20 protein-coding genes and 4 pseudogenes are annotated in these 23,732 nt (G+C 39.9%); 11 read left to right on the top strand and 13 right to left on the bottom strand.

The window, feature by feature from the left end; all coding sequences use genetic code 11:
* Nucleotides 1-108 precede the first annotated feature (108 nt).
* Entirely contained in the window at nt 109-966 is an 858-nt protein-coding gene (locus KA717_12020; protein UXE63297.1) for an ISAs1 family transposase, read from the top strand.
* On the opposite strand, the gene KA717_12015 is transcribed toward KA717_12020, so the two are convergent.
* The 5 genes from KA717_12015 to KA717_11995 form a co-directional block, all read right to left on the bottom strand.
* Nucleotides 953-1,996 (bottom strand): IS630 family transposase, encoded by a 1,044-nt coding sequence (locus KA717_12015; GenBank protein UXE63296.1) that lies wholly within the window; start codon nt 1,994-1,996, stop codon nt 953-955. The genes KA717_12020 and KA717_12015 overlap by 14 nt on opposite strands.
* Nucleotides 1,997-2,092: 96 nt before the next feature.
* Nucleotides 2,093-2,938, bottom strand: a complete 846-nt coding sequence (locus KA717_12010) for a hypothetical protein (GenBank protein ID UXE63295.1) — start codon at nt 2,936-2,938, stop codon at nt 2,093-2,095.
* Nucleotides 2,910-3,449: a hypothetical protein gene (locus KA717_12005; protein ID UXE63294.1), complete on the bottom strand. Its 540-nt coding sequence runs from the start codon at nt 3,447-3,449 to the stop codon at nt 2,910-2,912. Before KA717_12005 ends, KA717_12010 begins: the two co-directional genes overlap by 29 nt.
* Nucleotides 3,450-3,695: 246 nt before the next feature.
* Nucleotides 3,696-4,574 carry an ISKra4 family transposase gene (locus tag KA717_12000; protein ID UXE64637.1) on the bottom strand — a complete coding sequence of 293 codons (879 nt, stop codon included), beginning with the start codon at nt 4,572-4,574 and terminating at the stop codon, nt 3,696-3,698.
* Complete coding sequence (locus KA717_11995; protein UXE64947.1) at nt 4,562-4,804, bottom strand: hypothetical protein; 243 nt, start codon at nt 4,802-4,804, stop codon at nt 4,562-4,564. The genes KA717_12000 and KA717_11995 overlap by 13 nt, the downstream gene beginning before the upstream one ends.
* A gap of 61 nt (nt 4,805-4,865) precedes the next feature.
* Between KA717_11995 and KA717_11990 the strand changes: the two are divergent.
* Nucleotides 4,866-5,042: pseudogene (locus KA717_11990) on the top strand (ISAs1 family transposase).
* 228 nt (nt 5,043-5,270) lie between these two features.
* On the opposite strand, the pseudogene KA717_11985 reads toward KA717_11990, so the two are convergent.
* From KA717_11985 to KA717_11975, 3 genes and pseudogenes are all read right to left on the bottom strand, one after another.
* Nucleotides 5,271-6,608, bottom strand: a pseudogene (locus tag KA717_11985) (IS5 family transposase).
* Nucleotides 6,609-6,991: 383 nt separating this feature from the next.
* Complete coding sequence (locus tag KA717_11980) at nt 6,992-7,657, bottom strand: hypothetical protein (GenBank protein UXE63293.1); 666 nt, start codon at nt 7,655-7,657, stop codon at nt 6,992-6,994.
* A 49-nt stretch (nt 7,658-7,706) separates the two neighbouring features.
* On the bottom strand, nt 7,707-7,823 hold the full coding sequence (locus KA717_11975) for a transposase family protein (protein ID UXE63292.1): 117 nt from the start codon (nt 7,821-7,823) through the stop codon (nt 7,707-7,709).
* 151 nt (nt 7,824-7,974) lie between these two features.
* Here KA717_11975 and KA717_11970 point away from each other — a divergent pair, with 151 nt between their 5' ends.
* The 8 genes and pseudogenes from KA717_11970 to KA717_11935 all read left to right on the top strand — a co-directional run bounded on the left by KA717_11970 (nt 7,975) and on the right by KA717_11935 (nt 15,986).
* Nucleotides 7,975-8,109 carry a hypothetical protein gene (locus KA717_11970; protein ID UXE63291.1) on the top strand — a complete coding sequence of 45 codons (135 nt, stop codon included), beginning with the start codon at nt 7,975-7,977 and terminating at the stop codon, nt 8,107-8,109.
* Nucleotides 8,076-8,723, top strand: coding sequence for a hypothetical protein (locus KA717_11965; GenBank protein ID UXE63290.1), 648 nt, complete (start codon nt 8,076-8,078; stop codon nt 8,721-8,723). Before KA717_11970 ends, KA717_11965 begins: the two co-directional genes overlap by 34 nt.
* A gap of 86 nt (nt 8,724-8,809) precedes the next feature.
* On the top strand, nt 8,810-9,889 hold the full coding sequence (locus KA717_11960) for an IS1 family transposase (protein UXE63289.1): 1,080 nt from the start codon (nt 8,810-8,812) through the stop codon (nt 9,887-9,889).
* Between the two features lie 557 nt (nt 9,890-10,446).
* Nucleotides 10,447-11,728, top strand: a pseudogene (locus tag KA717_11955) (ISKra4 family transposase).
* Between the two features lie 307 nt (nt 11,729-12,035).
* The gene (locus tag KA717_11950) at nt 12,036-13,148 is read left to right on the top strand and encodes an IS630 family transposase (protein ID UXE64636.1); all 1,113 of its coding nucleotides are present in this window, start codon (nt 12,036-12,038) and stop codon (nt 13,146-13,148) included.
* 69 nt (nt 13,149-13,217) lie between these two features.
* Complete coding sequence (locus tag KA717_11945; protein ID UXE63288.1) at nt 13,218-14,027, top strand: IS1 family transposase; 810 nt, start codon at nt 13,218-13,220, stop codon at nt 14,025-14,027.
* A gap of 278 nt (nt 14,028-14,305) precedes the next feature.
* Nucleotides 14,306-15,459: pseudogene (locus tag KA717_11940) on the top strand (ISL3 family transposase).
* Nucleotides 15,460-15,554: 95 nt separating this feature from the next.
* Entirely contained in the window at nt 15,555-15,986 is a 432-nt protein-coding gene (locus KA717_11935) for a hypothetical protein (protein ID UXE63287.1), read from the top strand.
* 1,065 nt (nt 15,987-17,051) lie between these two features.
* Here the strand turns inward: KA717_11935 and KA717_11930 are convergent.
* The 5 genes from KA717_11930 to KA717_11910 all read right to left on the bottom strand — a co-directional run bounded on the left by KA717_11930 (nt 17,052) and on the right by KA717_11910 (nt 22,622).
* Entirely contained in the window at nt 17,052-18,521 is a 1,470-nt protein-coding gene (locus KA717_11930; protein UXE63286.1) for an ATP-dependent DNA helicase, read from the bottom strand.
* Nucleotides 18,522-19,046: 525 nt separating this feature from the next.
* Nucleotides 19,047-20,174: an ISAs1 family transposase gene (locus KA717_11925; GenBank protein ID UXE63285.1), complete on the bottom strand. Its 1,128-nt coding sequence runs from the start codon at nt 20,172-20,174 to the stop codon at nt 19,047-19,049.
* 76 nt (nt 20,175-20,250) lie between these two features.
* Nucleotides 20,251-21,144, bottom strand: coding sequence for an IS110 family transposase (locus KA717_11920; GenBank protein UXE63284.1), 894 nt, complete (start codon nt 21,142-21,144; stop codon nt 20,251-20,253).
* Between the two features lie 234 nt (nt 21,145-21,378).
* Nucleotides 21,379-21,651 carry a muconolactone Delta-isomerase family protein gene (locus KA717_11915; protein ID UXE63283.1) on the bottom strand — a complete coding sequence of 91 codons (273 nt, stop codon included), beginning with the start codon at nt 21,649-21,651 and terminating at the stop codon, nt 21,379-21,381.
* A 332-nt stretch (nt 21,652-21,983) separates the two neighbouring features.
* On the bottom strand, nt 21,984-22,622 hold the full coding sequence (locus KA717_11910) for a GerMN domain-containing protein (GenBank protein ID UXE63282.1): 639 nt from the start codon (nt 22,620-22,622) through the stop codon (nt 21,984-21,986).
* 88 nt (nt 22,623-22,710) lie between these two features.
* On the opposite strand from KA717_11910, the gene KA717_11905 reads away from it, so the two are divergent.
* On the top strand, nt 22,711-23,271 hold the full coding sequence (locus tag KA717_11905; GenBank protein UXE63281.1) for a 5-formyltetrahydrofolate cyclo-ligase: 561 nt from the start codon (nt 22,711-22,713) through the stop codon (nt 23,269-23,271).
* Nucleotides 23,272-23,732: the final 461 nt, after the last annotated feature.

Genomic DNA, 23,732 nt, shown 5'->3' with positions numbered 1-23,732 from the left:
GTTACAAAAAATACAGACAAAAAGAGAGAAATATAGTGTAAAAAAGAAGCAGTCATCTAAGAGAAGAAAAGGCTATTATTTAAAAAAAGTAAGTGAGTGAGGTCAAAGATGGCAAAAGGCTTCGGCGCAAGAGTTCTAACCCCACAACAAGAAAAAGAAGTCAAAATTATCAAAAGAAGCATACTGAAACATTTTCAGTGCCTAAAAGAACCGAGAACAGGGAGAAGGCAAGACCATAACTTAACAGCAATTGTCACCATAGGAATATTGGCAGTATTGTCAGGGGCAGATGGCTTCGTAGCAATTGAAGCCTATGGCAAAGCCAAACGAGAATGGCTAGAAATGTTTCTAGAGTTACCAAAGGGAATTCCCTCTCACGATACCTTTGGAAGAGTATTTGGAATGTTGGAAACAGAAGAACTAGAAAAAAGTTTTCTGAGCTGGATAAGCAGTCTAACGGAGAAAATGGACATAGAGCTGATACAGATAGATGGAAAAACGAAAAGAGGTTCTTATGATAGGGAAAAAGGACTAAATGCGTTACACAGCATAAGTGCGTGGAGTAGTGAGCGGGGACTGATGTTAGCGCAAAAGAAAGTAGATAGTAAATCTAATGAAATAAAAGCAGTCCCCTTGTTACTGAAGTTACTTAACATCAAGGGGGCAGTAGTAACCCTAGATGCAATGGGAACGCAGACAGAAATCGCAAAACAAATAAAGCAAGGTGAAGGTGACTATGTATTGGCTCTCAAAGGAAATCAGGGCAAACTTAATAAACAAGTTAGGGATTGGTTTAAACAAGCGGTCGCTCAGAACTGGCAAGGAATTGAATACAGTTATCATGAGAAGACAGAAAAAGGACATTACCGTTTAGAAACTCGTCAAGTCTGGACAGTGTCAATCAATCAGCTTTCCGCATTGCATCGCCAAAATCAGTGGGTCGGTTTATACTTCAAACGTTCATAATCTGAGATTTATCAAAGCGTTGAAATCGTAAGGTGAGCAGAGAATCAAGCTCCTCCTTATATTTTACGTTAGCATCCTCAAGACATCCTGAAATTGCTGCAGAAAACTGCGTAAAATCTTCATAATATTTTGCGTATAAACACTTCTTCTTCACAAACTTCCACAGTCTTTCAATTAAATTCAAGTTAGGAGAATAAGGAGGTAAGTACAGTAACTCTATTCCTAATGATTCTGCCAACTCCTGTACAATTCGGCATTTTTGATAACGAGCATTGTCTAATACCAACGTAATCGGTATTAATAGTCCTAATTCTGCTATCTTTTCTAGGAGTTCACAAACCTGAGTTCCCGTAATATAAGAACTGTTCGTTACCATAATTACTTCATGGGTAATTGCATTTAATGCTCCTAACACATTAAAACGTTTTCTCCCTGATGGTGACTTAATAAAAATCCTCTTGAAGCACCATATAAAATTTACAAATGCTCCCATTACAAAATGAGAGGCATCTACAAAGAAAACTGCCCTTTTTCCTGCTTTTGCCTCTTCTAGCCTTGGTTCTAGCTCTTTTTCTCTATAGCTATCCTGAGCTTCTACATCTGCTTTTGATGGAATTGTTCCCACCTTTAGACACCTCATTCCTATTGACTTTAAAAATTTTCTGACTTGCGTCGGACTTCTTTTTATTCCTGTTAATTCTTCTATTCTTTTTACTGCTTCATTTATTGTTGCTGGTGGATTTGACTCAAAATATGCCTCAATTGTCCCTTGATGCTCTGTTAACTCGCTTTTCGGGCGATTAAATTTTATTTCTTTTAGTTTTTCTATCCCGCCCTCTTGATAATCACGGATATAGCTTGTCACCGTATTTACTGAAACTCCTGCGAATTGAGCAATTTTTTGATGAGACAATCCCTGACTTTTTAGCCATAAAACTTCCATCTTTAGCTGCACTCTAGGATGCGGGTGATTAAACCGACCGTAAGACAACAGTCTTTTGTCTTCTTCTGTAAATTCTAACTTAATCATTTCCAGCAATTCCAAATTCAGAATGTAGTCAAAGATACAAAAGGCTCAATGTATTTACTGGCAAGGGTTTTGCTATGAAAATTGCCAATTAATCAACTAGGAAGAATTCGAGACAGCGAGAGAAACTGAGTCATCAAGCATAAAATCTAAAAGATGATGCCAGCTTTCAAAGAACAGATATTTGGTCAAAGAGAGAATATCTTGAAAGAATCCCTTACGAGTGCCGCGTTGGACGCGAATTCTCTGGTAACGTTCATCAACCAAACCTAAAACCGTGTGCAAGAGAAAAGCCAGCAAATTCAGGGTAAGCAAAACAGAGGCGAGGTGTTGTTTACCATGCCCAAAATTATGCTCTAAGTGATAGCCTCGATTTTTGAGAATATTGTGATTCTCGTTCTCAGTACGCCAACGAGTCCGTCCAGCACGACAGACATCAAGAACGATGTGAGGGGTGAGAAAATGATTGGTAATCCAACTATTGTGATAAAGAAGTTGAGCATCGGATTCGCGGTGGATTTTTAGCTCACACCAGTTAACCAACAAAGCAGGCTGTTGGTCTCGCAGGGGAATCTGATTGAGATAACGGCAGTGCCAAATCTCGAAATACTTCCCATTCCAACGTCGGTGTTGAGTGGTTTTGACTTCTCCATTAGCTTCTAAATAGTTTAACCATTCATAGAGTGTGGGATGAGAAGTCGGTAAACAGACGAAGATAAAGTTGAAATCGTGGTCGAGACAGTGCTGACAAGTGGGCTGACGACTGTACAAGTCATCCCCTAGCAGAGTTATCTTCTGTCCCGCAAACAAACTAGCATGGTTACTTATCCAACGTTTCGCCGCATTTTGCTCACAATCTTGCTTTTCAGAACCGTCTTGAGGGGTGATAAATTCAGGGGGTAAGGAAAAAACTGATTCATGGTCTGGGGAAACAATCACGGGCAATAATGCAGTAATGGAAGTAGGTGACTTTTCCCTGTTTTGACGTTTTGGTTGAACAGCATGGACAATTTACTTTTTCCGAACTGTAGTAATTTGTCCCATCCATTGCTACTAGAAGATTTCCCCTCAATATTTCATAGGCTTTCAAGAATCCCATGCTCCTCAATGCTTGGTAAATTAACCCAAACAAAGGGAATAGCCTACTCGCTGCTACCCCATCCACAATGTTGCGAATCTGTTCTACTGTTGGTATTTTTTCTAGTCCAAACAAGCTCTGAGCATTATCTCGCCCACAACGGCTGTTAAGCTGACGTTGGTACTCTAAAAATGACTCATTTTGCATAAAAAAGGCGGCAAATGCCCCCAGTATCGCCTCTCTTAGACTATATTTCGTTGCATTACTAACCGAACGGGGGTCATCTATCTTCCCAATGACCTCGTTTAAACAGTGAACGATTCCGTCAAAACTTAGGTCGTTTACTTCCATCTTTCTCTCTGCAAAATCAGTAGACACTTTTCTCTTTATTCATAACTTCCTATAGGTCAAAGTTTTTCTGTCTCTATTTATACCATTTGAATTTGGAATTGCTGTAATCATTTCTCAGCCTCTTGACTAATTTTTCTATTTTTATTATATTATCTCTTATTTTTAGAATTCGCAACCTGTGACCGTGTTTAGTATAGCAACTGTTGTGATGGTTAAAAGTAAAACTCAATTCGGTCATAAAACAACAGAGACGTTTCGCTGGGTGCATCCCACTTAAGATAATACATTGACACTCAAAAGAGGAGAGTGATTGAGATAAGCACATCGTAGCCGAAGAATACGAGAAACATTATGAAGATGCCAACGTGCTCCCGACAATTTAACCCTAGCTCCCACCTGTTTAATCTTAGACTCCACATCACCAGAACCAATCACAATACCAAGCTGTTGATAGTATTGGTAATCAGGGATACGCTGATAATGCTTCGTCAAATAGGCTTGAAAATTCTTTGCCCTCTTGCTTTTGACTCCATCAAACGCATCTATTGCCTTGTTCACAAAACCCCGCCACAGTAAATGCTCCACTGCTTCTAGCCGTTTGAGAGAGCCACCCACTTTGAACAGATTCTCCTTGAGATGATACCAATCCAACACCTCTCGTCGTATCAGCCACGATTGAGTGGCGAAACTCTCTACCGCATTCCAGATTCCGGGATGACCATCTCCCAAAAAGGTCACTATTGGGGACAAAGGTTGAACATTGCTCCAATTCTTTAAGCCCTCTGGGTCTTGGAAAAAGGCTTCACAGACATTGCCATGAAGACTCACCAGTTTATAATCTCGCCACTGTCCCCCTTCCTTCTCCTCGCCCCGCAGACAAATCTTTCCCCCATCTATACTGACCCCCGCACTCTCTGACTGAGCTTGAGCTAAGGGCAGTTCTGTCCGTTCTACCAAGCGATGTAAACTGCTATGTCCTACTTTTATCCCCATCAACTCCTCTATATCTTCTTCTGCTTGTTGGTAGGATGTTTTCGCACTGGCTCTTAGACAGCATTTCTCTAAACCTGGACTTAAGACGATTTTTGGCGACACCTTTAGTTTTCTGGCTTGTTTTTGGCTTATTTCCACTTCTCCGACTAGGGTTTTGATTTTTCGCTTGTTTCCAGACCGTTTTTTTCCCCCTTCTGAAAAAAAAACTCCCCCATTGTTGGCCCCACAATTTCTAACATCTGGGTTCTGACTTCTACTTCGATGCTTCCAAAGTCCTTCTGTTTCTCTGGTTCCGTATATTTGCGCAAGATACGGGCTGATTCGGTGAGATGCTGTTTTAACAGTGCTTTTTCTTCTGGGGGAATCGGTAACATACTTTTTTCGCTCATCAGTTTTTTTCCATTTTACCCCAGATTCTATGTACTACTTTATCCGGGATGTACCCCGTTTCGCTATTATATTAGCAGTCTTCCTACGGATGCCGAACGTCATAGCCATGTGATTCGTTCTCACTGGAGTATTGAAAATAGTCTGCATTGGGTTTTAGATGTCACTTTTAATGAGGATGCGAGTCGAGTGCGTCAAGGTAATGCGGCTGATAATTTGGGCTTGCTCCGTCGTTTAAGTAGGGCTTGCTGAAAAAGTCAAAAAACGAAAGAAATGTGGGTTAGGGAAGTATGGACTGAAAAAGCATAGATAACTTATCCTTATGGAAACAAATCAAAATACAGATTTTGTTTAATCTATTGTTCCTTTCTGTCTAAAAAGGTCAACACAAATCACTCCTCACAAAAGAGAGGAAAATTAACACCATTTTTCACAAGAAAAACGACTCTACAACTTTTTACTTTTTGTCTTCTGAAGTAGAGTAGAAAGATTCATTACCAAAAAGTTCATCGCAATTACCGTTTCCGAGGTCTCAGGTAGTTTGGCCATCACTCGACCAAGACTAAATTTCCTCTTTCCCTGTCCGAATTTACCCTCAATGGCATTACGCACTCTTTCATCTGAGCGTGCCTCTTTCTTTTTTTCTTTGCTCACCTCTTTCGGCGGTCTTCCCAATCGGGGACCACTCATTCTTATATCCCTTTCTTTACAATAAGCTCGATTCGCTTTTGTTCGATAGATTTTATCCACATGAACCGATTCCGGATAACATCCTGTTTCCCTTTTATATTCTTCTATTCGCGCTTGTAAATCTCCCGATTCGTTGTAATTATCCCAACTTAATTTGTCTAAGAAGACAAAGCCATTCACATTACTTGCCGATATTTTAGCTCCAAACTCTACTGCTTTTCCCGCTTTTCCACGCACTATTGGACGCACGTGAGGTTGGCTTACACTCACAATTCTGTTTTCTACTTTATTTGTCTTTTTTTCATACATTTCTAACTGTTGCTCATACACTTTTCCTATCGTTACAAGCTCTTCTTGCTCTTTTTTCGTTAGTTTTTCTAACTTTGCTCCCTCTTCTATCATTTTTTCTATATGAGACAAGTTTCTTTTTATATATCCTAGTTGTTTTTTTGTTCCTTTTCTTCTTTCTTTTTTTGACACACGACGTTTTTTTGCTATGGCTAAGTACTCTTTTCTTGCCACTTCCCTATAAGTCCTCGGCTTTTCTTTCCTTTTCTCTTTTATTTCTTCATACAGCTTATCTATTATTTTTTCTGTTTTTTCTCTGGCATCATTCAATATTCCTATATCCGTTGGATATTTTATATCTGCTGGTGTACAAGTCGCATCTAACAATAACTTTCCTTCATTTTCTTTTTTTTCTGACGCTACACCCGTCGCTTTTTTTTCTATTTCTTTATTAATTTTATTTATTAATTCCATTCCTATTTTTTTACGAAAATGAACCATCATTGACGCATTAAATGCTTCTTTGCTACTATAGCTTTCCATTCCTATAAAGTACTGTAAATAAGGGTTCTCTTTTATTTGTTCTACTGTTTCTCTGTCACTTTTTCCTGAAATTTCTTTGATAATTAATGCTCCTAATGCCATTCTAAATGATTTGGCTGGGGCTCCTTTTTTTTCTGTGAAGTTTTTTGCATATTCTTCCTCATATTCTTCCCAAAGAATCATTTTTGACATTTCTATCCAACGATTTTCTTCGTCTAACTGCCCGCCGAACAGATTTTTCAAGTTTTCTGGTGTTTCAATTGAGTACTGTTGCTTTCGGTACATCTGCTTTCTCTCTTCTTAATGCAATGGTTTTGAGGCATTCTACCCTATTTTCGTGCATTCTAGCGGTTCTTAATTCGCCTACTATTTTTCTCCGTAAAGGTTTCAGCTTTTTTCAGCAAGCCCTATCTAGCTTTGACGATTCTGTAAAATCAATCATACGCCGCATGAATTGACTACGACGCGAATGATTTTCAGGTCCATTATCCTGATTTATCACCAATTTCTCAATATGACTAAAGCGATGCTTTACACTTTCCCACCAACTTTCTAATATGTCACCAATGCAATCTGCTGTTAATTTGGACGACACAAAAAATAAAGATAATTCATTCTGTTCAGGTAGAAAAATTCCGTAAGGAATTAGAGTAACTTCTGCTCCAAAGTCATGGTAAGAATGCCTCTGTTTTTACCCGCGTTTTTCCACCCCTGTCAAATTCTCCCACTTTGACCCCTACCTTGCCATCTAGCGATATACGCAATGTCTTTGGGTCTTCATCTGCTTCCCTGTTGATTTTTTCGATTTGTTCAAAAATAGCTTCCGTTTCTGCTATCTTTTTTTTCGGTTTGCTTTTTAATACTCTTTTTAAGCTATACCCCAAATCATTCAATTTTCTTCTGATTGTTTCCGATGATGGTAGTTCTTCCTCTTGATAACCTGATTGTACAATCAGTTGCCTACGCACCTCTTCACTTGTTATTCTCGTATATAATCGCGTACTTTTAAAACTTGGGTCTGTTTGACTTTTCGGCTCCACTATCGACTTTATATCTTCTAAGATATTCGGTAATTTTGTTTCTTTTTTTTTGCGCCCACTACGGCTGCGACCATCTATGAATGCTTGACCACTCGTTAATTCTTCTGTTCCTTTGCGGATTGTTCGTCTATTCCACCCTAATTCGCGTTCTGCGAAGGTTTGTCCCCCTATTCCCAAACCTTGTACAACCTGTGCCATGAATTGTCTCCTGTCGCTACCTTTTAGTTTTTTGGCTGTTTCGATGTACAGCGATTTTAGGTCTTCACTGATTTCCGTTACTGATTTTTTCAGCATACAATTTACCTTTTTGTTAAAACTGTCTTTTGCTATTCTATCGGATCATTTATTTTATGGCTATCTCTAGAATATCAATGAGTTTATGCCGTTTTGTTCGTTCGATGCGAGGGTCATCTATTTCGGCAAAGTGTTCTACCAGTCTATATTTGGGTCGGAGTTTCATCGCTTTTGTTTTCTATGCACTTTTCCTTATTTTCCCTTATCCATCCCTCTATAATGTTCTTGTATCTGTATCATTTTTAGATGCGTTCGCCCTGGTTGAAACCGTGCTTAATTTTGCTAAAACGCTAACATTCAGGGGTCAAAATCCTGTAGTGAAACTGATAGAAAAAGTTTATGAGACAGGAGTGAAGCTGAGCAAGGCTGGGATGGAAAAGGTTGAAGCACGGATTAATCGCCTTCCTAGCCTCAAAAAATGGTTTGTGGAAATCTTTGCCAAACCGCTATAATCATTGGATCATCTTTTTTCTGGTATTCTCTCAATGGTGGCGGCGGTAATGACCAAATTTTTGGGGACATTAATTCAACTTCACCCACTTTTAACTACAACGGTAAATCTTATCTTTTAAGTAGTGCAGGAACTTGGAAACAAGCCCAAGCCCAAGCCGTAAGTTTCGGGGGGAATTTAGTAACGGTTAACGACGCGGCAGAAAATCAATTTCTTGTTAATAGCTTTGGTGGTACTGAACAGTTGTGGATTGGTTTGACGGATGAAGTTGTTGAAGGACAGTTTAAATGGGTAAATGGAGAAGCTGTCACCTATACAAATTGGAGTCCTGGACAACCAGACGATGGTTTTGGTGCTCAAGACTATGCTTACATTAACTTTGTGAGTCCTGGGCAATGGGATGACGGAAGTGCGAGTGCTCAACTTCGAGGCATCATCGAAATCCAATCCAACGACACTACAATTGGTAGTACAGGCAATGACACTATCAACGGCGGGGTTGGAACAGACACAGCTAACTACAGCGCGATTGGTCAAGCTATTACCCTTTTACCGGACCTGGTATCGTCTGATCAAAGTTGGAAAAAGTTATGGTGTAAGGCTTTGAGAAAATAGAAAAATAGTTTAAGACTAGACATCGTCCCGTTTTTATTATACTATTATTATTGTCATTATATCAAAGAAGAAGGAAACAGAAAACAATGTCAATATTAAAGAAAAGCTCTATGGAAATCCTGAATGATGTTGGCTTGTGCCAAGAGAAAGAGGATGCCTTATTCAAGAAAAACTGTCCTCATTGCTATAGTGAAAACGTAAAAATACATTCTCATTATCAAACGAAAGGTAACGGGGAACGTAAAATGTTCATTTGTCAAGAATGTAGTTCTTGTTTTGCTGAGACTTATGATAGCGTAATCGCTGGCTTAGAAACCCCATTAAGTGAAATTGTAAAAGTATTAAAAGCCAGAATGGAAGGAATAGGATTAAATGCAGCAGCCCGAGTATTCGGCTACGCGAAAACAACAATATTGAATTGGGAAAAGAAATTATCAGGATTACAAGAGACATTATTTTTATACGCCTTAGTGAATGAATTTGTTAAATTAGTAATAGAAGGGGATGAACTATACACAAAAGTTGGAAAAAATAAAGAAGCAAGTGCCTCTGAGGGGTGGACAATCGTGCTCATGGACAGGGCTAGCCGCTTTATTTGGCATTTAAAATGTGGTCGAAAAGAGCAGAAATTATTTCTAGAAGCAATGATGACGGTAGCGGAATTATTTGAAAGGAGTGCAGAATCTCTCCAGTTATTTACAGATGGAGAAAAGCGATATAGTCAACTGCTATTTGATATTTGTCACGAAGTATTAAGGACTGGAAAGCGAGGTCGTCCCACCAAAGTATTACCGAAGGGTCTTGTGGTAAGACTAAAAAATAAGAGTAGTAAACGTCGAGATTCTGCGGGTAAATTAGAGAAAGTAGAAACTCCGAAACCAGAACATCCAGAGACAACAGAAAAACCAGAAGAAAAGGACGTCCATGCCAACCACGTTGAGGCATTTAATAGTGCTATCCGACGCTATTTAGCCGCCTTTCGTCGTCGTACAAATACTTATGCTAAATCTGTTGTGGGATTACAGCGAGTCCTAGATATTTTCTGGATGGTTCATAACTTTGTTCGCAGCCATTTTACTACTAGAGAAGTTCCTGCTGTAGCTCTCGGTATAATTGAAAAAGGGTTAACTTGGGAGGACTTACTCCAAATTCGCCTGATTTTTTGAACCTCCCGTATTGCAACGTTTGTAGCTTCTAGCTAGACGATACCAGTGCCTAAAATTACTGGTGCGAGTTGGAATTCTGACAATGTACCACAAGTCCTTCGTCATCGCTGTTCCTATTTAGGGTCTGCTGAAAAAGTCCACAAAACGAACCTAGATGCCACAGGAGGCGAAAAATGGTGACTTCAGAGAGTAGTTTCCAATTTCAACCCCCAGTTTTCCAACGACGTGCATGGGCTTTGAGCCTCCAAAGGCCATAACCTTGCACCTGATCGTTTTTAAAATGCTTGAAAGCATTATCTGGCAAGGGTTCTATACTTATTCAGCAAGCCCTATTTAAATGATTACCTTTTTTGACTCTTTCATTTACCTCGTTAAGTATTTCTACTTATTGCAAAGGTGAGATGCTCCCTATTAGACGGAGACATAGAAAAGTGCTTTGACCGCATCAATCATCAGTATCTTCTCAATCACCTTATCTGCGATGGGTGTGACCTTTAGTTGATGAAGGAAAAGAAAAGTGTTAACATGGGATGAAAAGTGACAAAGAGGAAACAATGATGACAGCAAAACTAATTAATGTAGAGGGTTCAAAGATAAAAATAGAACTAACATTAGAACTCAGTCGTTCAATGTTGGATACAGAAATAAATATTCAAAAAGGCTTAAACGAAGTAGGTTGCATCGCCAGCAAAGAAGCCTTGAAATATTTAGATACAGATGGTTCACCCTTAAAAATCGGTGAAGAAATCTGGAAGAGTAAGGGAGAGCAACCGAAAGAATATCAAACACCTTATGGTGAGGTTATAGTGAATCGTCATGTATATCAGCGTTCACCTTTGAGGAAAAACGTATTGCCCCTTAGAAAGAGAAGCAAGGATAATCATAACATCAACGCCATTATTGGCAAAACAGGTATCCTCAAAAATGTCAGGGATGGCAGGCAAAGAGGTGAAAAATGATTTATTAGAAAATCATGGTAGAAAAGTAGCGCTATCCTATATCCAAAGATTGAGTGAAGCAGTAGGAAGTGTGGTACAGGCAAAAGAAGAAGCGTGGAGTTATGCCCCGCCCAAGGAGGATAGCCAAATTGCAACAGTGGGAATAGGATTAGATGGAACCTGTATGCTGATGTGTGAGGATGGCTACCGTGAAGCAATGGTGGGAACCGTTTCCCTATACGATAGTGAAGGCGAACGTCAACCTACAATCTATCTAGGTGCGGCACCAGAGTATGGAAAAAAGAGTTTTCTAGAAAGATTAGAAAGAGAAATTGAGCGAGCGAAAAACCGTTATCCAGAGGCAACATTGGTCGGGATAGCAGACGGGGCAGAATCAAATTGGAAGTTTTTAGAAAAGCAAACGGAAGAACAGATATTAGATTTCTATCATGCCTCTGGTTACTTAGGTGCCTTGGCAGAAGCGTTGCATCCGAATACCGTGTCAAAACAAAAAGAATGGTTGACTGAAAATTGTCGAGAACTCAAGCATGAAAAAGGAAAAGCAGGAGAACTGCTAAATCTGATGAAAGAAGTCAAAGAAGAAAAAAGTCATTCTAAGAATCTTACCGAGAAACTACAAGCGGCGATTACTTATTACGAGAATCATCAGCATCAAATGGATTATGCTGAATACTTAGAGAAAAAGTATCCGATTGGTTCAGGTGTTACGGAAGCAGCTTGTAAGACGTTGGTCAAACAACGATTATGTTGTTCAGGGATGCGATGGAAGGAAAAAGGAGCAGGAATTATTTTGAGCCTACGAGCTTTGGTATTGACCAAGGAACGATGGAGTCAATTTTGGGCAAAACTTGATCAATATGGGTTCCCTGTAGAACCCTGATTACAACAGCTTTTATCAACTAAAGGTCGCACCCTCTGCGATAAAACAGTTTATAGAGCAATAAAACAGGTACTAAAGGCAGGCGTAGAACCTGAGTTTACGTCAACCCAAACAGGAACCCCACAGGGAGGAGTCATTAGTCCTCTCCTTGCGAATATTGCTCTACACGGAATTGAAGGTAAACGCCTTTGGTAGTGATTCGATAGTAGTGGTGGTCTAAATAGCTTATATGGCAGGGATGATGTAAGCTGTCATCACTCTAAGTGGATATAAGGTAGAATATATAGACTTACTTTTTTGTATGACTATGCTGACGTTAAACTTCTTAGACCAAAAGACCAAGAAAGAGCTACAAAAAGCCCTTAAAACGGAAGAGCACGCAGTTACAAGAGAGAGAATATTGATTATGTTACTGAGAAATGAAGGAAAAACGTATGATGAAATATCAGGATTATTAGGATGTTGTAAACGACAAGTGTGGTACTGGTGCAATAATGGAAATCCGAAAGAGATAGAAAGCTTAAGAGACAAAAGAAAAAAAGGAAATCACAGGAAAGTAACAGAAGAATACATAGAGAAATTGACGGAGATAATAATCAAAGAGCCTGAAGAGTTTGGATATGAATTTGGACGTTGGACAGTAGCAAGACTATCAACTCATATGGAAAAAGAAACGGGTATATTGTTAGGAAATACACAACTTAGAAATATGCTTAAAAAAAAGCGATTTGTCTACATCTGGGCAAAATATAGTCTAGAAGATAAACAAGATGAGCAAAAAAGAGAGGAATTTAGAAAGAAAGTTGAAGAGTACAAGAAGCTTTTGAAAGAAAAGCCAGAATCAATCCAGATATGGTTTTGGGATGAAAGTGGCTTCAGCTTAAGAGTAATACGGAGAAAACATTGGACAAAAAAAGGAAAGCGTAAAAAAGTGAGGGGAGATAGAAGAAAAGGAAGAGTCAATGTAATGGGTGGTATTAGATATACTGACAAAAAACGGTGGGTTGATTTGATTCCCACTGGTAACTCTCAGAACTTCAAGAGTGTATTATTAAAATTTTACAAAGACATACAAAGAGAATGGATAGAACAAGGAAATAAAAAAGAAGACTTTGAAAAGAATGGTCCGAAGATTGTGATTATTTTAGATAATGCGAGCTTCCACAAAAAGCAAGAAATTCTAGACGAGAGCACGGAAGAAATGCCAAACATTATTTTGGAGTTTTTACCCCCCTATAGTCCCGATTATAATTTAATGGAATTGGTATGGCATTCAGCCAAAGAATATATTGCAAATAAATTATTCAAATCAATTGAAGAATTAGAATCTCTCATCCATAAACTTCTTAATGAAGGTGGATTGACAATATGTTGGGGACGTAAAATCAAAAACAAGGGCTCAAGTATTATTGCAAGTTAAACTGATGACAGCTTAGAATATCAACTAATATAAATTTTTCTCAAATCTATCCCCTAAATCAACGTTTTTATGGCTAACATTTTTGCGCTATTATTTTTTGTCTTAAATCAATTGACAGTAGAACAGCAATTGGCAGAGAAATATTGTCCCTCAAAGACTAATTTTAAACAGCCTTGCCCAAGTTGTGGCTCTTATCACACTATTAAGAATGGTTCCGCCCATAATGGTAAGCCCAAAAATCTATGTAAAGACTGTGGTCGCCAGTTTGTTATTAACTCTAGTCAGAAGAGAGTTTCAGAACAGACAAAACAATTAATTGATAGGCTCCTATTAGAGCGAATTTCTCTACGGGGAATTGAAAGAGTCACAGGAGTAAGTTGGTCATGGTTACAGAATTATGTTAATGATAAATTTGCTGCGGTACCTCGTCAGATAAGCGTTTCAGAAAAAGCGCGAGGAAAATTGACTATCGAATGTGATGAGCTTTGGTCATTTGTTTTCTCCAAAGAAAATAAGTTTTATGTCTGGTTAGCTATAGACAGAACAACAAGAGACATTGTTGGTTGTTATATTGGGGACAGAAGCCGTGCATCAGCCAAAAAACTTTGGGCAAGTTTGCCTGCTGTTTACCGACAATGTGCCGTTGCTTACACGGATTTTTGGGTATCTTATGAGAAAGTTATTCCCAGTAAACGTCATCGAGCAGTCGGTAAAGAGACGGGACAAACTAATCATGTTGAAAGATTAAATAATACCTTTCGACAAAGAATCTCTCGACTGGTGCGAAAAAGCCTCTCTTTTTCCAAAAATGTGGAAAATCATATTGGGGCAATTTGGTACTTTATACACGACTACAATGCCCAATTAGCAAAGGCTTAAGCCGCCACCACTACTATCGAATCACTACCCGCCTTTATCGATATAAAAATGACAGGAAACAAATCTGTCGAGCCTCGATAATTCGCTATGCTGACGACTTCGTGGTTATCTGCAAAGACTTAACCAAAATGGGAGAAATCAAAGCAGAAATAGAGACAAAACTGGCAGAACGAGGACTCAGACTTAACGAGGGAAAAACTCGATTGGTAAAAGCCTCCGGCTCTTCCCCCAACTGTGTGGAAAGTGTATAACAGTAATACCACAGTAGGAGGTGGAGTATGTGGATAAACTTGGATGAGCTACTAGGTTTGCCAAAGGTAACAGTCGTAAACTATCGAGAAATAGATGGTGCTTTGTTCTTAAAATTAAAAATGAAAAACGAAGTAATGGAATGTCCAAATTGTCATAAAGAATTGGAAGATATAAATCAAATAGAGTATAATTTGGTTCGGGATTTATCCCTATTGGGAAAGAAAGTATATCTGGAAGTGCCCCGCCGCCAGTTCCATTGTGAAAAATGTCAGAAATACATAACAGAAAGACTGGACTTTATGCGGCTAAGAAAACATTATACAATTCGTTATGAAGAAAAGATTTATGAGCAAGTAAAGAAGAAAAATGTAGAAGAGGTAAGGCAAGAAGAAGAAATAAGTTGGGGAACATTGGAATCAATATTTGAAGAGTATGCAAAGCAGGCAGAAAAGAAGGAATGGGAATTACCAGAAAAGATAAGTTTAGACGAATTTAGTAATAGAAAAGGAAAAAAAGACTTTATTACAACAGTGATAGATATAAATAAAAAGGAATTGTTAGAAGTAATAAAAGGACACAAAAAAGAAGAGATAATAGAAGCCCTAAAGGTGCAGCCAGCAAGGGTTAGAGAGAATGTAAAGGAAGTAAGTGTGGATATGTGGGAGGGATTTACGTCAGCAATAAAGGAGTTATTTGTAAATGCTAAAATCGTCTATGATAGATTTCATGTAATGAAAAATATAAATGAAGAATTGAATAAATTGAGAAAGAAAATGAATATCCATAAAAAGGGTTTAACATACCTATTATGGAAAAATAAAGAAGAGTTAAAAAAAGAAAAAAGAGAAGAGTTAGAAGAGATATTGAAAATGTATCCTTGTTTAGGAATAGCGTATGAAATGAAGGAAGAGATTAGAGATATTTATGAGCATTCAAGAACGACAAATGGTGCAAGGAGAAAATTTGAAAAATGGATGAGAACAGCGTGCCTATTCTATAAAAAAAGTGTGGGTATGCTGAAAACTCATTTGACAGGTATATGCAATTATTTTGAAAACCATACAACTAATGGATTAACGGAAGGGATGAATACAAAAATTAAATTAATAAAAAGGAAAAGTTATGGATTTGCTAATTTGAGCATCTACGGCTTAAATTGTTAGCTTGCTTTAACTCGTAACATAACATTACACACAGACAAGGGGAGAGCCAGCCTCCGAGGGATTTGATTTTCTAGGACATCATTGTCAACTTTATCCTGACAAAGTGTTTCGTATGAAACCGTCAAAAGAAAGCATCACGCAACTTTTAAGGAAAGTCAAGCATATTGTTAGAAAATCCCGCCATCTAAGCTGGGAAACTCTGATAAATAAGCTAAATCCCCTTTTAAGAGGCTGGTGGAATTTCTATAAGTTCTGTGGTAATCGCTCTTTGAGTGACTCGCGAGTGAGAAAAACCCTTCTCCATATCATCCGTAAATGGTTTTTGAGAAAACGAGGCAAAACAGTTAAAGATTTTGTCAAGTTCTACAAAACTGAGGGACAAAAATTGGTATCTACTGGTAATTGTCCTACAAGAAAATGGATTAAAGTTCAGGGAGAAAAATCTTATTTTGATGGTGATTTGAATTATTGGACGAAAAGAGAGAAACCTTTCTATAACTCAATTTATTCAAAGAAACTTACTCAGCAAAAGTTCCAGTGTTGACATTGTGGACTTAACCTAATCTCTGAAGTAGAATCTTTAGAACTACATCATGTTGATGGAAAACACAATAATTGGAAGTTATCGAATTTACAGATACTTCACCGCAGTTGTCATCAACAACAGACCATACACCAAGAGAGAATTAAACAGGGCAAAAGGGAAACCAAAACTAAGTCTAGAAAACAAGGTTGCGGTCAAACCCCTATCGAACCTGAATGTTCTAAATTGGATTTTCTATGGTGACATTCCAAACGGAGACTACAGTAGGAGCCGTGTGATGGAGAAATCTGTCTCGCACAGATTCTGTGGAACGCTGGAGTGAGGTGACTTACTCCTTCGATTCCGATTGTGACGAGCAAACCTAATATTTCAAATGTAAAAATGATCGCTCTTGAGGACAGAATTAAAATGAGGTCTGCGATCGCGTTTAAATCCATATTCCGTACCAATTAGAAGAAAATAAATAATTTAAAATTTACACGCTATATGCAGGCATCATTAGCCATCACAACACTAGATATAGACGGAGAAGGAAAGACTATAGTAGTGCGTTTATCAGTGCTTTTGTGCTGCATAAAGAGGCGTACTTTTGTTGATCAGCAGATTGTGATTCCTGAAACCTTTGTGGGGAAGCACTTCTGCTAATCTAGACTTGTTCGTATTAATTAAAATTCTTGTTGCCAAGTACGGAATGTGGGTTGAATCAGCAATTCTCAGTTTTAGACACAGCAAGCCTTTTAGGGATTTAAAGAACATTTTAAAGGGGGTTTTTGGGGCAACCCTAGATGTACTATTTTGCCTAAAAGCTTGAAGACTCGTAAAATGAACTTGTTAATCCCGTTAAATTTTACCCCGTATTACGCGAACTAAAACCTGAAACCCTTGCTACAGCGCAAATTTAGAATTGCTGTTCTTGAATAACATTTCTTATGCTTACCTTTGGCAAATTCAGGAGATTTTCCAGAAAAAATAACATTGATGCCATCCTCATATACTGTATCTTATTATATTATACATCTTCTACCGCAAAGCCAGAAGAACCTCCGGGTGATGCGAAGTCTTAATTTAAAGTTTGAACTTAAAGCGACGACAATTATCACATTGACCACAGGCCAAATTTTTTGCCTCCGATAACCAACCAAAGGCCTGAAGCAAAAATTGCCAACGACATCGGCGAGTTCTTAGGTAAGGTTGAACAGATTGGACTGCTATGGCATTGATAGGGGAAAAATGAGGTGAGTGACGGTCATTGAGCAAACGATAATGAAAGGGATCTAACCATTCCAGTTGTCCTAGACAGTGAAGCAGAGAAAGGGATAATTCTAGATCGGGAAAGGTGGCCTTAATTGCTTGGATTTCTCCTTGGCGAGGAATTTGACGAGCGATCGCAGTGGCTTGACGGTATTGTTGCTCTAATTGCTGTTGAAAAAAGCCTTGACGTTGGCGATCGCTGGGATCAAGCCAGCCCGTTGGTTCACTAATCAGGGTCAAACAATTTGCCGGTAATTGATCCCGTCCCCCTCGACCAATTTCCTGAAGATATTCCGATAATAAAGCGGGAGGATGATAGTGCAAAATCCAACGAATATCGGGTTTATTAATCCCTAGCCCAAAGGCATTTGTACAAACCACAAAGGGCAATTCTCCCCTTAACCATTGTTGTTCAATTTCCCGTCTTTGTTGAGATCCTAAGCCACCATGATAGGCAATTGTTTCATATTTTAATAAGCGTAATGCTTGGCTCAAAAGTTCACTTTCCCGCCGCGATCGCACATAAATTAAGCCACTCTGGCCAGGATGAAGATTAATAAAATTGAGCATCAAATCTCGCCGACAACGATTACTCCAGGCAATTTTTACCATCAATCGTAAATGGGAACGGTAGGGACTGAGGGCAAAAATACGAGGTTTTTTTAACTGTAAACTAGTGGCGATATCCTGTTGCGTTTCGGGGGTTGCCGTAGCCGTAAAAGCGGCAATGCCAAAGGGTTTCGCCTGGGGATTTTGCCGGAGGAGAGCCTGACGAAAACTCCCCAAACGACGATAAACTGGCCGAAAGCTATCTCCCCACTGTACTAGGCAATGGGCTTCGTCCAACATCAAACCCCGAATCTTGATCTGGGGCTGACAGAGAATCGTCCAAAGGTTAGGACTAAGTAGGGTTTCAGGCGCGACATACAATAAGCTTAGTTGACCCTGTGCTAAGGATTGCAGCACTTGGCGGCGGTGATAACGAGATAATTCATTGTGTAAACAAGCGGCCGATAAACGGCGATCGCGTAATTCCTGCACTTGATTTTCCATGAGGGCAATAAGAGGAGAAACGACAATGGTTAATCCCTCTTGAAGAACGGCGGGTAATTGGAAACAAATCGACTTTCCGCCGCCCGTTGGCATCACAACAACCGCATCCTGAGCGTTTAAAAGAGATTGAATCACTTCTGCCTGGGGAAAACGAAAGGACGAATAACCCCAAATTTGTTGGAGTAAATTTTCGAGATCTCGTAGGCTAGGAGTGGGAGAAATTTCTGTCACAAGTTAAAACTGTATAATTTTTAGAATGGGGAAACTCCTAAAATTGACTCATTTTTGTTAGACTTAAGGTTACAAAAAATAATAAACTCCATCCATTTTGGTAACTGTAGTTTTTTTAGAGATATCCTGGGAACAGGTTCCCCTTTTTAAGGCTGCCGTGTACACACATCTACCCGTTAACCTTGTTTTGCCCCCTGCCCCCCAAACTTGGGGGGAAATCGGTATCTTTCTCGGTTCAAAGTCCCCCAGAATTGGGAGATTTAGCGATTATCTTGTTTGTCAAGGCCTTGATAGGATCGCTATCAAATAAAATTAGTCAAAACAAACAACTCATCCTCATACAACTCGTCAGAGAATGAGTTATGTTAACTCTTTCAACCAATATCAGAGAATTAGCACGCTTGCAGTTTTTCCTCCTTTGTCTCTATATTTTCAGGACATCGCCAAGGTTTTTGACTCTTGACTATAGCATGAAGAAATCCCAATAGCTTATGAGCGCAGGCAATTAAACAGGGCAAACGCATCTTATCCGAGTAAAACCTTAAGGAGATAGTCCTCGTTCCAACCAGCGCGTAGCCGTTTATTCTTGATACCAAGTTTCAGAGTATTTTCCTTTGTGAGCAAGTTAAGAGCGATATGGCGTAAGACGGCTAAATTCTCAGGAGCAAAATCCTTACGAATGCGACAAGCATCCTCGTTGAAGGCCAAGTCTAGAACCCAATGTAAAGAGTTTTCTATCAACCAATGACTACGAACAGATTGGGATAATTTTTGAGCATTACTCGGCAGGCTACTGATATAGTAGCGAGTCTCATACTCTGTTTTGTCTTTCAATCGTCTCTCCGCTTTAATCATACAGATGCTCGTCAACTTTGCCCATTTCTCCGCACCCAGCAAAAATTCTGTTTGTTCCATCGTCCAGCAACGGCGAATTTCAATCCGTCCATGTCCCTTGTCTATTGTTTGATGAAAATCATGCTTAATTCCCACAAAATTAACCGATTGAGCATGAGCAAATAATTGTTCAACATCCTCACATAAATTACCTTGATTGCCTTTCAATGCCAAAACATAATCTCCCCCTCGCCCTACTATCTGTTGGGCAATCTTTGTCTGAGTTCCCATGGCATCAATCGTTACGATACAACCTTTGACCTCTAGCATTTTCAGGAGTTTAGGAATCGCCGTGATTTCATTCGATTTGCTTTCCACCTTGCACTGTCCTAGTACTAGACGATTTGCTGTTGCCCATGCACTTACCATCTGAATTGCGCCCTTTCCGTTGGCATTGTCATAGGAGTGGCGAAGGGTTTTGCCGTCAATCGCTATCACTTCTCCTTCACTTACCTCCGCTATACTTTTGACCCAATGCAGAAAACAGTCTTGAAATTGCTCTGGATTCAGACTAGCAAATACACGCGCAAACGTATCGTCGGAGGGGATGCCATTCGGCAATTCCAAAATTTTTTTTAGCCATTGATGTTTAGCCTTGCCGAAACTTTCCATGGCTACCCAACCTTCTGCTCCACAAATGACGGCTAAGATGGCAATCGTTAGAATATCAATGAGTTTATGCCGTTTTGTTCGTTCGATGCGAGGGTCATCTATTTCGGCAAAGTGTTCTACCAGTCTATATTTGGGTCGGAGTTTCATCGCTTTTGTTTTCTATGCACTTTCCCTTATTTTCCCTTATCCATCCCTCTATAATGTTCTTGTATCTGTATCATTTTTAGATGCGTTCGCCCTGGGCAATTAAAGCTACTTTTTTGGCCTTACCTGCCTGGAGCAATTTTTGATAAAACGCCTTAATTACCGGATTGTGTTGTATTGCCACTAGGGCTGACATATACAGCACGGCACGCACCCTTGCTCGTCCACCGATAATACGTCGTTTTCCTCGCATTTGCCCACTGTCACAGTTCATGGGAGCAATTCCCACTAGACTCGACAGTTTCTTCAATGGTAGCTCTCCTAATTCTGGCAACATTGATAGCAAGGTCACGGCCGTTACTCTGCCCACTCCAGGTACACTGGTTAATAGCTCATACTGCTTTTTACTCTCTTCGTTGTCTTGCCGCAGTTGGTCTATCTGCTCATCCATTCCTTTTATCCTTTGTTTGAGCCATTGAATATTAGTCTCAATGTCAGCTTTCGCCGTGCTACTACGAACACTGTGCGCTCGTTTTTGTTCACTGTTTAGCATTTCCACTAACTGACTACGACGATTGACCAAATCGGATAAAGCTACTTGAGATTCTGATGCTAACGGTTTTGGGCTTGGTTGCAAGGCTTCTCCAAAATGGGCTAATACCTCGGCATCTATTTTGTCCGTTTTCGCTAGACGACCTGATGCCTTGGCAAAATCTCTGGCTCTTTTGGGATTAATCACTGCTACCTTGAATTCCTCTTTTTGCAGCTTGTGAGCCACTCCTCTTTCCATTCCTCCTGTTGATTCGATGATGATTAACTCAATTTTGTATTTTTTGAGTTGTTCGCTTAATTCCTGCCAGCCTGACTCTTGATTGGTTACTTGCAAAACCTTATTCGCTGGACGTAAAGCTATGTCCAACTTGGCTTTGCTGACGTCTATACCAACCCATTGGCTTGCTACTTGAGTTTCCATGCTTTTACCCCTTTACTTTGAGTTTTTATCTTCATTACTCGACCTTGTTCACTACGGGTTCGAGACCCTCTCGATTTTTCGAGTTTTTGAAGGATTGATGAGTGGCGACCTAGACTAAATCTCGGCTTTTATAACCAAGGGGGAATCGGTCTACCACTCTTCCTTTAAGATACAAGGGGGATTGTCTTGGGAAATCAAAAAACTATGGGTTTCAAGTTAGATGAGGTTTAGATCTTATTTTTCTATCCAGGTTTTAAGATCCGCCGTGAAATCTTCATAGCGTCGTAAGGCAGTCACTTTTATCTGTACGTGTTGCCCCATTTTTTGCATAATGGGTAGGGTAAATAAAATTTGATCCAGGGTATCAACGGAGTCAATCTGAACAATGGCAATCACCCGCCGTTCCCCGAAACATTTCCAGAGATCGACCACCACACCAGCTTGTTTAGCATTAAGAGCCGCATCCGCTTCCTCTGTCCAAATCTGAAATAAGTCCTGTTGGGACATGGTCGCGCTATATTCGACTTGAAAATCTAATAAGAAAAGCACCTTGAATAAGAAAAGCACCTTGTTAGCTCCTTATTCAAAATTTAAACGGATGAATATTTCTAAAACTATCTTAACAAAAGATGTGATCAAAGCTCAGGTAATGTTCTAGACCAGTGGAGCGTATTTCTAGAACGTAGTCAGTCTATTCATTATGACTTATCTTATCCACAGATTCAGAACACTACCAGTTGAATCCCGTGGCGATCGCATTGACTGGGGAGGAGTGAGTGGGGGACTGGGAGGACTGGGAGACTGGGAGAGGGGGAGGATTGGAAGAACTGGGAGGTAATTTAGGGATGGGTTGAGTCGTGGAAGTTTTCGTCAAACTGTTGGCGAGTCATGGGCTGATCAATCATTAGTCCTTCACCGCCGAGGGTTTCTAAGGGTTTACCTTCTACCTCAATCCAGACGGGGGACTGGGGATTTAAACTGGTGGCAGTGTAGATGAGTTGCCCTAATCGTCCTGTCATGGACTCGCTACCCCCTCCCTGGGTAAAGGTTTGGGAGAGATTGACGTGAATTCCTTGGGCATCATTTTTGACGCTTAATAACTGAGTGCCAGGGGGAATGGCACTACTTTGGGATGACGGTGGGGTTTGGGTAAGTAATTGTTCTAAGGCAGTTTGTAAACTTTGGCTTTTGTCGAGAGATTTGGCAAGGGTGATAGGACTTGCAATCAAGGCGGTTTTGTCTCCCTGAGCCACGAGCCAATAGACTTGGGCGTGACTTGGTTGCCCTAGGGAAGATTTCGGGACAGCTTGGGAAGAGGATTGATTAACGGAGGAGGGAGTTGGGAAAACGGTAGTGGATTCGGGTTTTGGTTTAAGGCTAGAAACAGCCCACCAAGCCGCTCCAGTTCCTGCCACTAAGACCGCGATCGCTGTTCCTAAAAACCAACTAAGGGATCGAGACTGTTTATATCTAGCCATGATGTATTGCCTAACCCAATAGGTCTAGTTTAGCGTTTTCATCTTTTAATGGAAGGGTTAAAAGTGAAGCGTGGCATTCTCCTTAAAGATGAATAAACAAAATTTACGTCGTCAATTGTTACTACAACGCCAGCAATTAACCAAGTCAGTATGGCGCGAAAAAAGTCAACAACTTTGTCAACAGTTAATCCAGATGCCTCTGTTTCAATCAGCCCAAACTGTTTTGAGTTATAGCAGTATTCGCCAAGAACCTGATCTGCATTCTCTATTTACTCTGAATAAGCAATGGGGTCTATCTCGCTGTATTAATCAAGATCTGATTTGGCATCTTTGGCAACCTCAAATGCCGTTACAAAAGGGAGCCTATGGTATTCTCGAACCTACTGCTGATGCTCCTTTAATTGACCCTCACTCAGTTGATTTAATTCTGGTTCCAGCCCTGGCCTGCGATCGCCGAGGATATCGACTGGGTTACGGCGGTGGTTACTATGATCGTTTATTGGCCCAACCTATCTGGGCAAAGATTCCGACGATTGGCATTATTTTTGACTTTGGTTATTTTTCAGAACTTCCGGCGGATCCCTGGGATATTCCTTTATCAGGAGCTTGTACTGAATTTTCTGCTTTCTGGTTTAAGGAGCGCACTTAGTTTTGTCTTCGTAACGGGATGGCTTGATTCCATCGTCAAATCGGAATCGAAGGAGTAAGTCACCTCACTCCAGCGTTCCACAGAATCCGTGCGAGACAGATTTCTCCATCACACGGCTCCTACTGTAGTCTCCGTTTGGAATGTCACCATAGAAAATCGGCGTTGCTGACTTGAGGTATGAATCTCTAAAGATGCAATTTTTAAAACATTGACTCACACTGGTTTCTAGATGTATGCAAAATTCTATTTCATACCCTGATTAAGCAACGCCAGAAAATCCAATTTAGAACATTCAGGTTCGATATGAGTTTGACCGCAACCTTGTTTTCTCAACTTAGTGTTAGTTTCCCTTTTGCCCTGTTTAATTCTCTCTTGGTGTATGGTCTGTTGTTGATGACAACTGCGGTGAAGTATCTGTAAATTCGATAACTTCCAATTATTGTGGTTTCCATCAACATGAT

Source organism: Woronichinia naegeliana WA131 (assembly GCA_025370055.1).
Taxonomy (GTDB): Bacteria; Cyanobacteriota; Cyanobacteriia; order Cyanobacteriales; family Microcystaceae; genus Woronichinia; species Woronichinia naegeliana.
Note: the sequence above shows the minus strand (reverse complement) of the source record. Positions and strands in the feature narration are given on the sequence as shown.

What these genes read in the sequence shown, in the direction of transcription:
- KA717_11915 (UXE63283.1), bottom strand. Translation starts at nt 21,651, where the DNA reads ATGTCCCAACAGGACTTATTTCAGATTTGGACAGAGGAAGCGGATGCG.
- KA717_11980 (UXE63293.1), bottom strand. Translation starts at nt 7,657, where the DNA reads ATGCTGAAAAAATCAGTAACGGAAATCAGTGAAGACCTAAAATCGCTG.
- KA717_11905 (UXE63281.1), top strand. Translation starts at nt 22,711, where the DNA reads ATGAATAAACAAAATTTACGTCGTCAATTGTTACTACAACGCCAGCAA.
- KA717_12015 (UXE63296.1), bottom strand. Translation starts at nt 1,996, where the DNA reads ATGATTAAGTTAGAATTTACAGAAGAAGACAAAAGACTGTTGTCTTAC.
- KA717_11910 (UXE63282.1), bottom strand. Translation starts at nt 22,622, where the DNA reads ATGGCTAGATATAAACAGTCTCGATCCCTTAGTTGGTTTTTAGGAACA.
- KA717_11925 (UXE63285.1), bottom strand. Translation starts at nt 20,174, where the DNA reads ATGAAACTCCGACCCAAATATAGACTGGTAGAACACTTTGCCGAAATA.
- KA717_11935 (UXE63287.1), top strand. Translation starts at nt 15,555, where the DNA reads ATGAAACCGTCAAAAGAAAGCATCACGCAACTTTTAAGGAAAGTCAAG.
- KA717_11960 (UXE63289.1), top strand. Translation starts at nt 8,810, where the DNA reads ATGTCAATATTAAAGAAAAGCTCTATGGAAATCCTGAATGATGTTGGC.
- KA717_11965 (UXE63290.1), top strand. Translation starts at nt 8,076, where the DNA reads ATGGTTTGTGGAAATCTTTGCCAAACCGCTATAATCATTGGATCATCT.
- KA717_11975 (UXE63292.1), bottom strand. Translation starts at nt 7,823, where the DNA reads ATGAAACTCCGACCCAAATATAGACTGGTAGAACACTTTGCCGAAATA.
- KA717_11995 (UXE64947.1), bottom strand. Translation starts at nt 4,804, where the DNA reads ATGAGCGAAAAAAGTATGTTACCGATTCCCCCAGAAGAAAAAGCACTG.
- KA717_12020 (UXE63297.1), top strand. Translation starts at nt 109, where the DNA reads ATGGCAAAAGGCTTCGGCGCAAGAGTTCTAACCCCACAACAAGAAAAA.
- KA717_11920 (UXE63284.1), bottom strand. Translation starts at nt 21,144, where the DNA reads ATGGAAACTCAAGTAGCAAGCCAATGGGTTGGTATAGACGTCAGCAAA.
- KA717_11950 (UXE64636.1), top strand. Translation starts at nt 12,036, where the DNA reads ATGCTGACGTTAAACTTCTTAGACCAAAAGACCAAGAAAGAGCTACAA.
- KA717_11945 (UXE63288.1), top strand. Translation starts at nt 13,218, where the DNA reads ATGGCTAACATTTTTGCGCTATTATTTTTTGTCTTAAATCAATTGACA.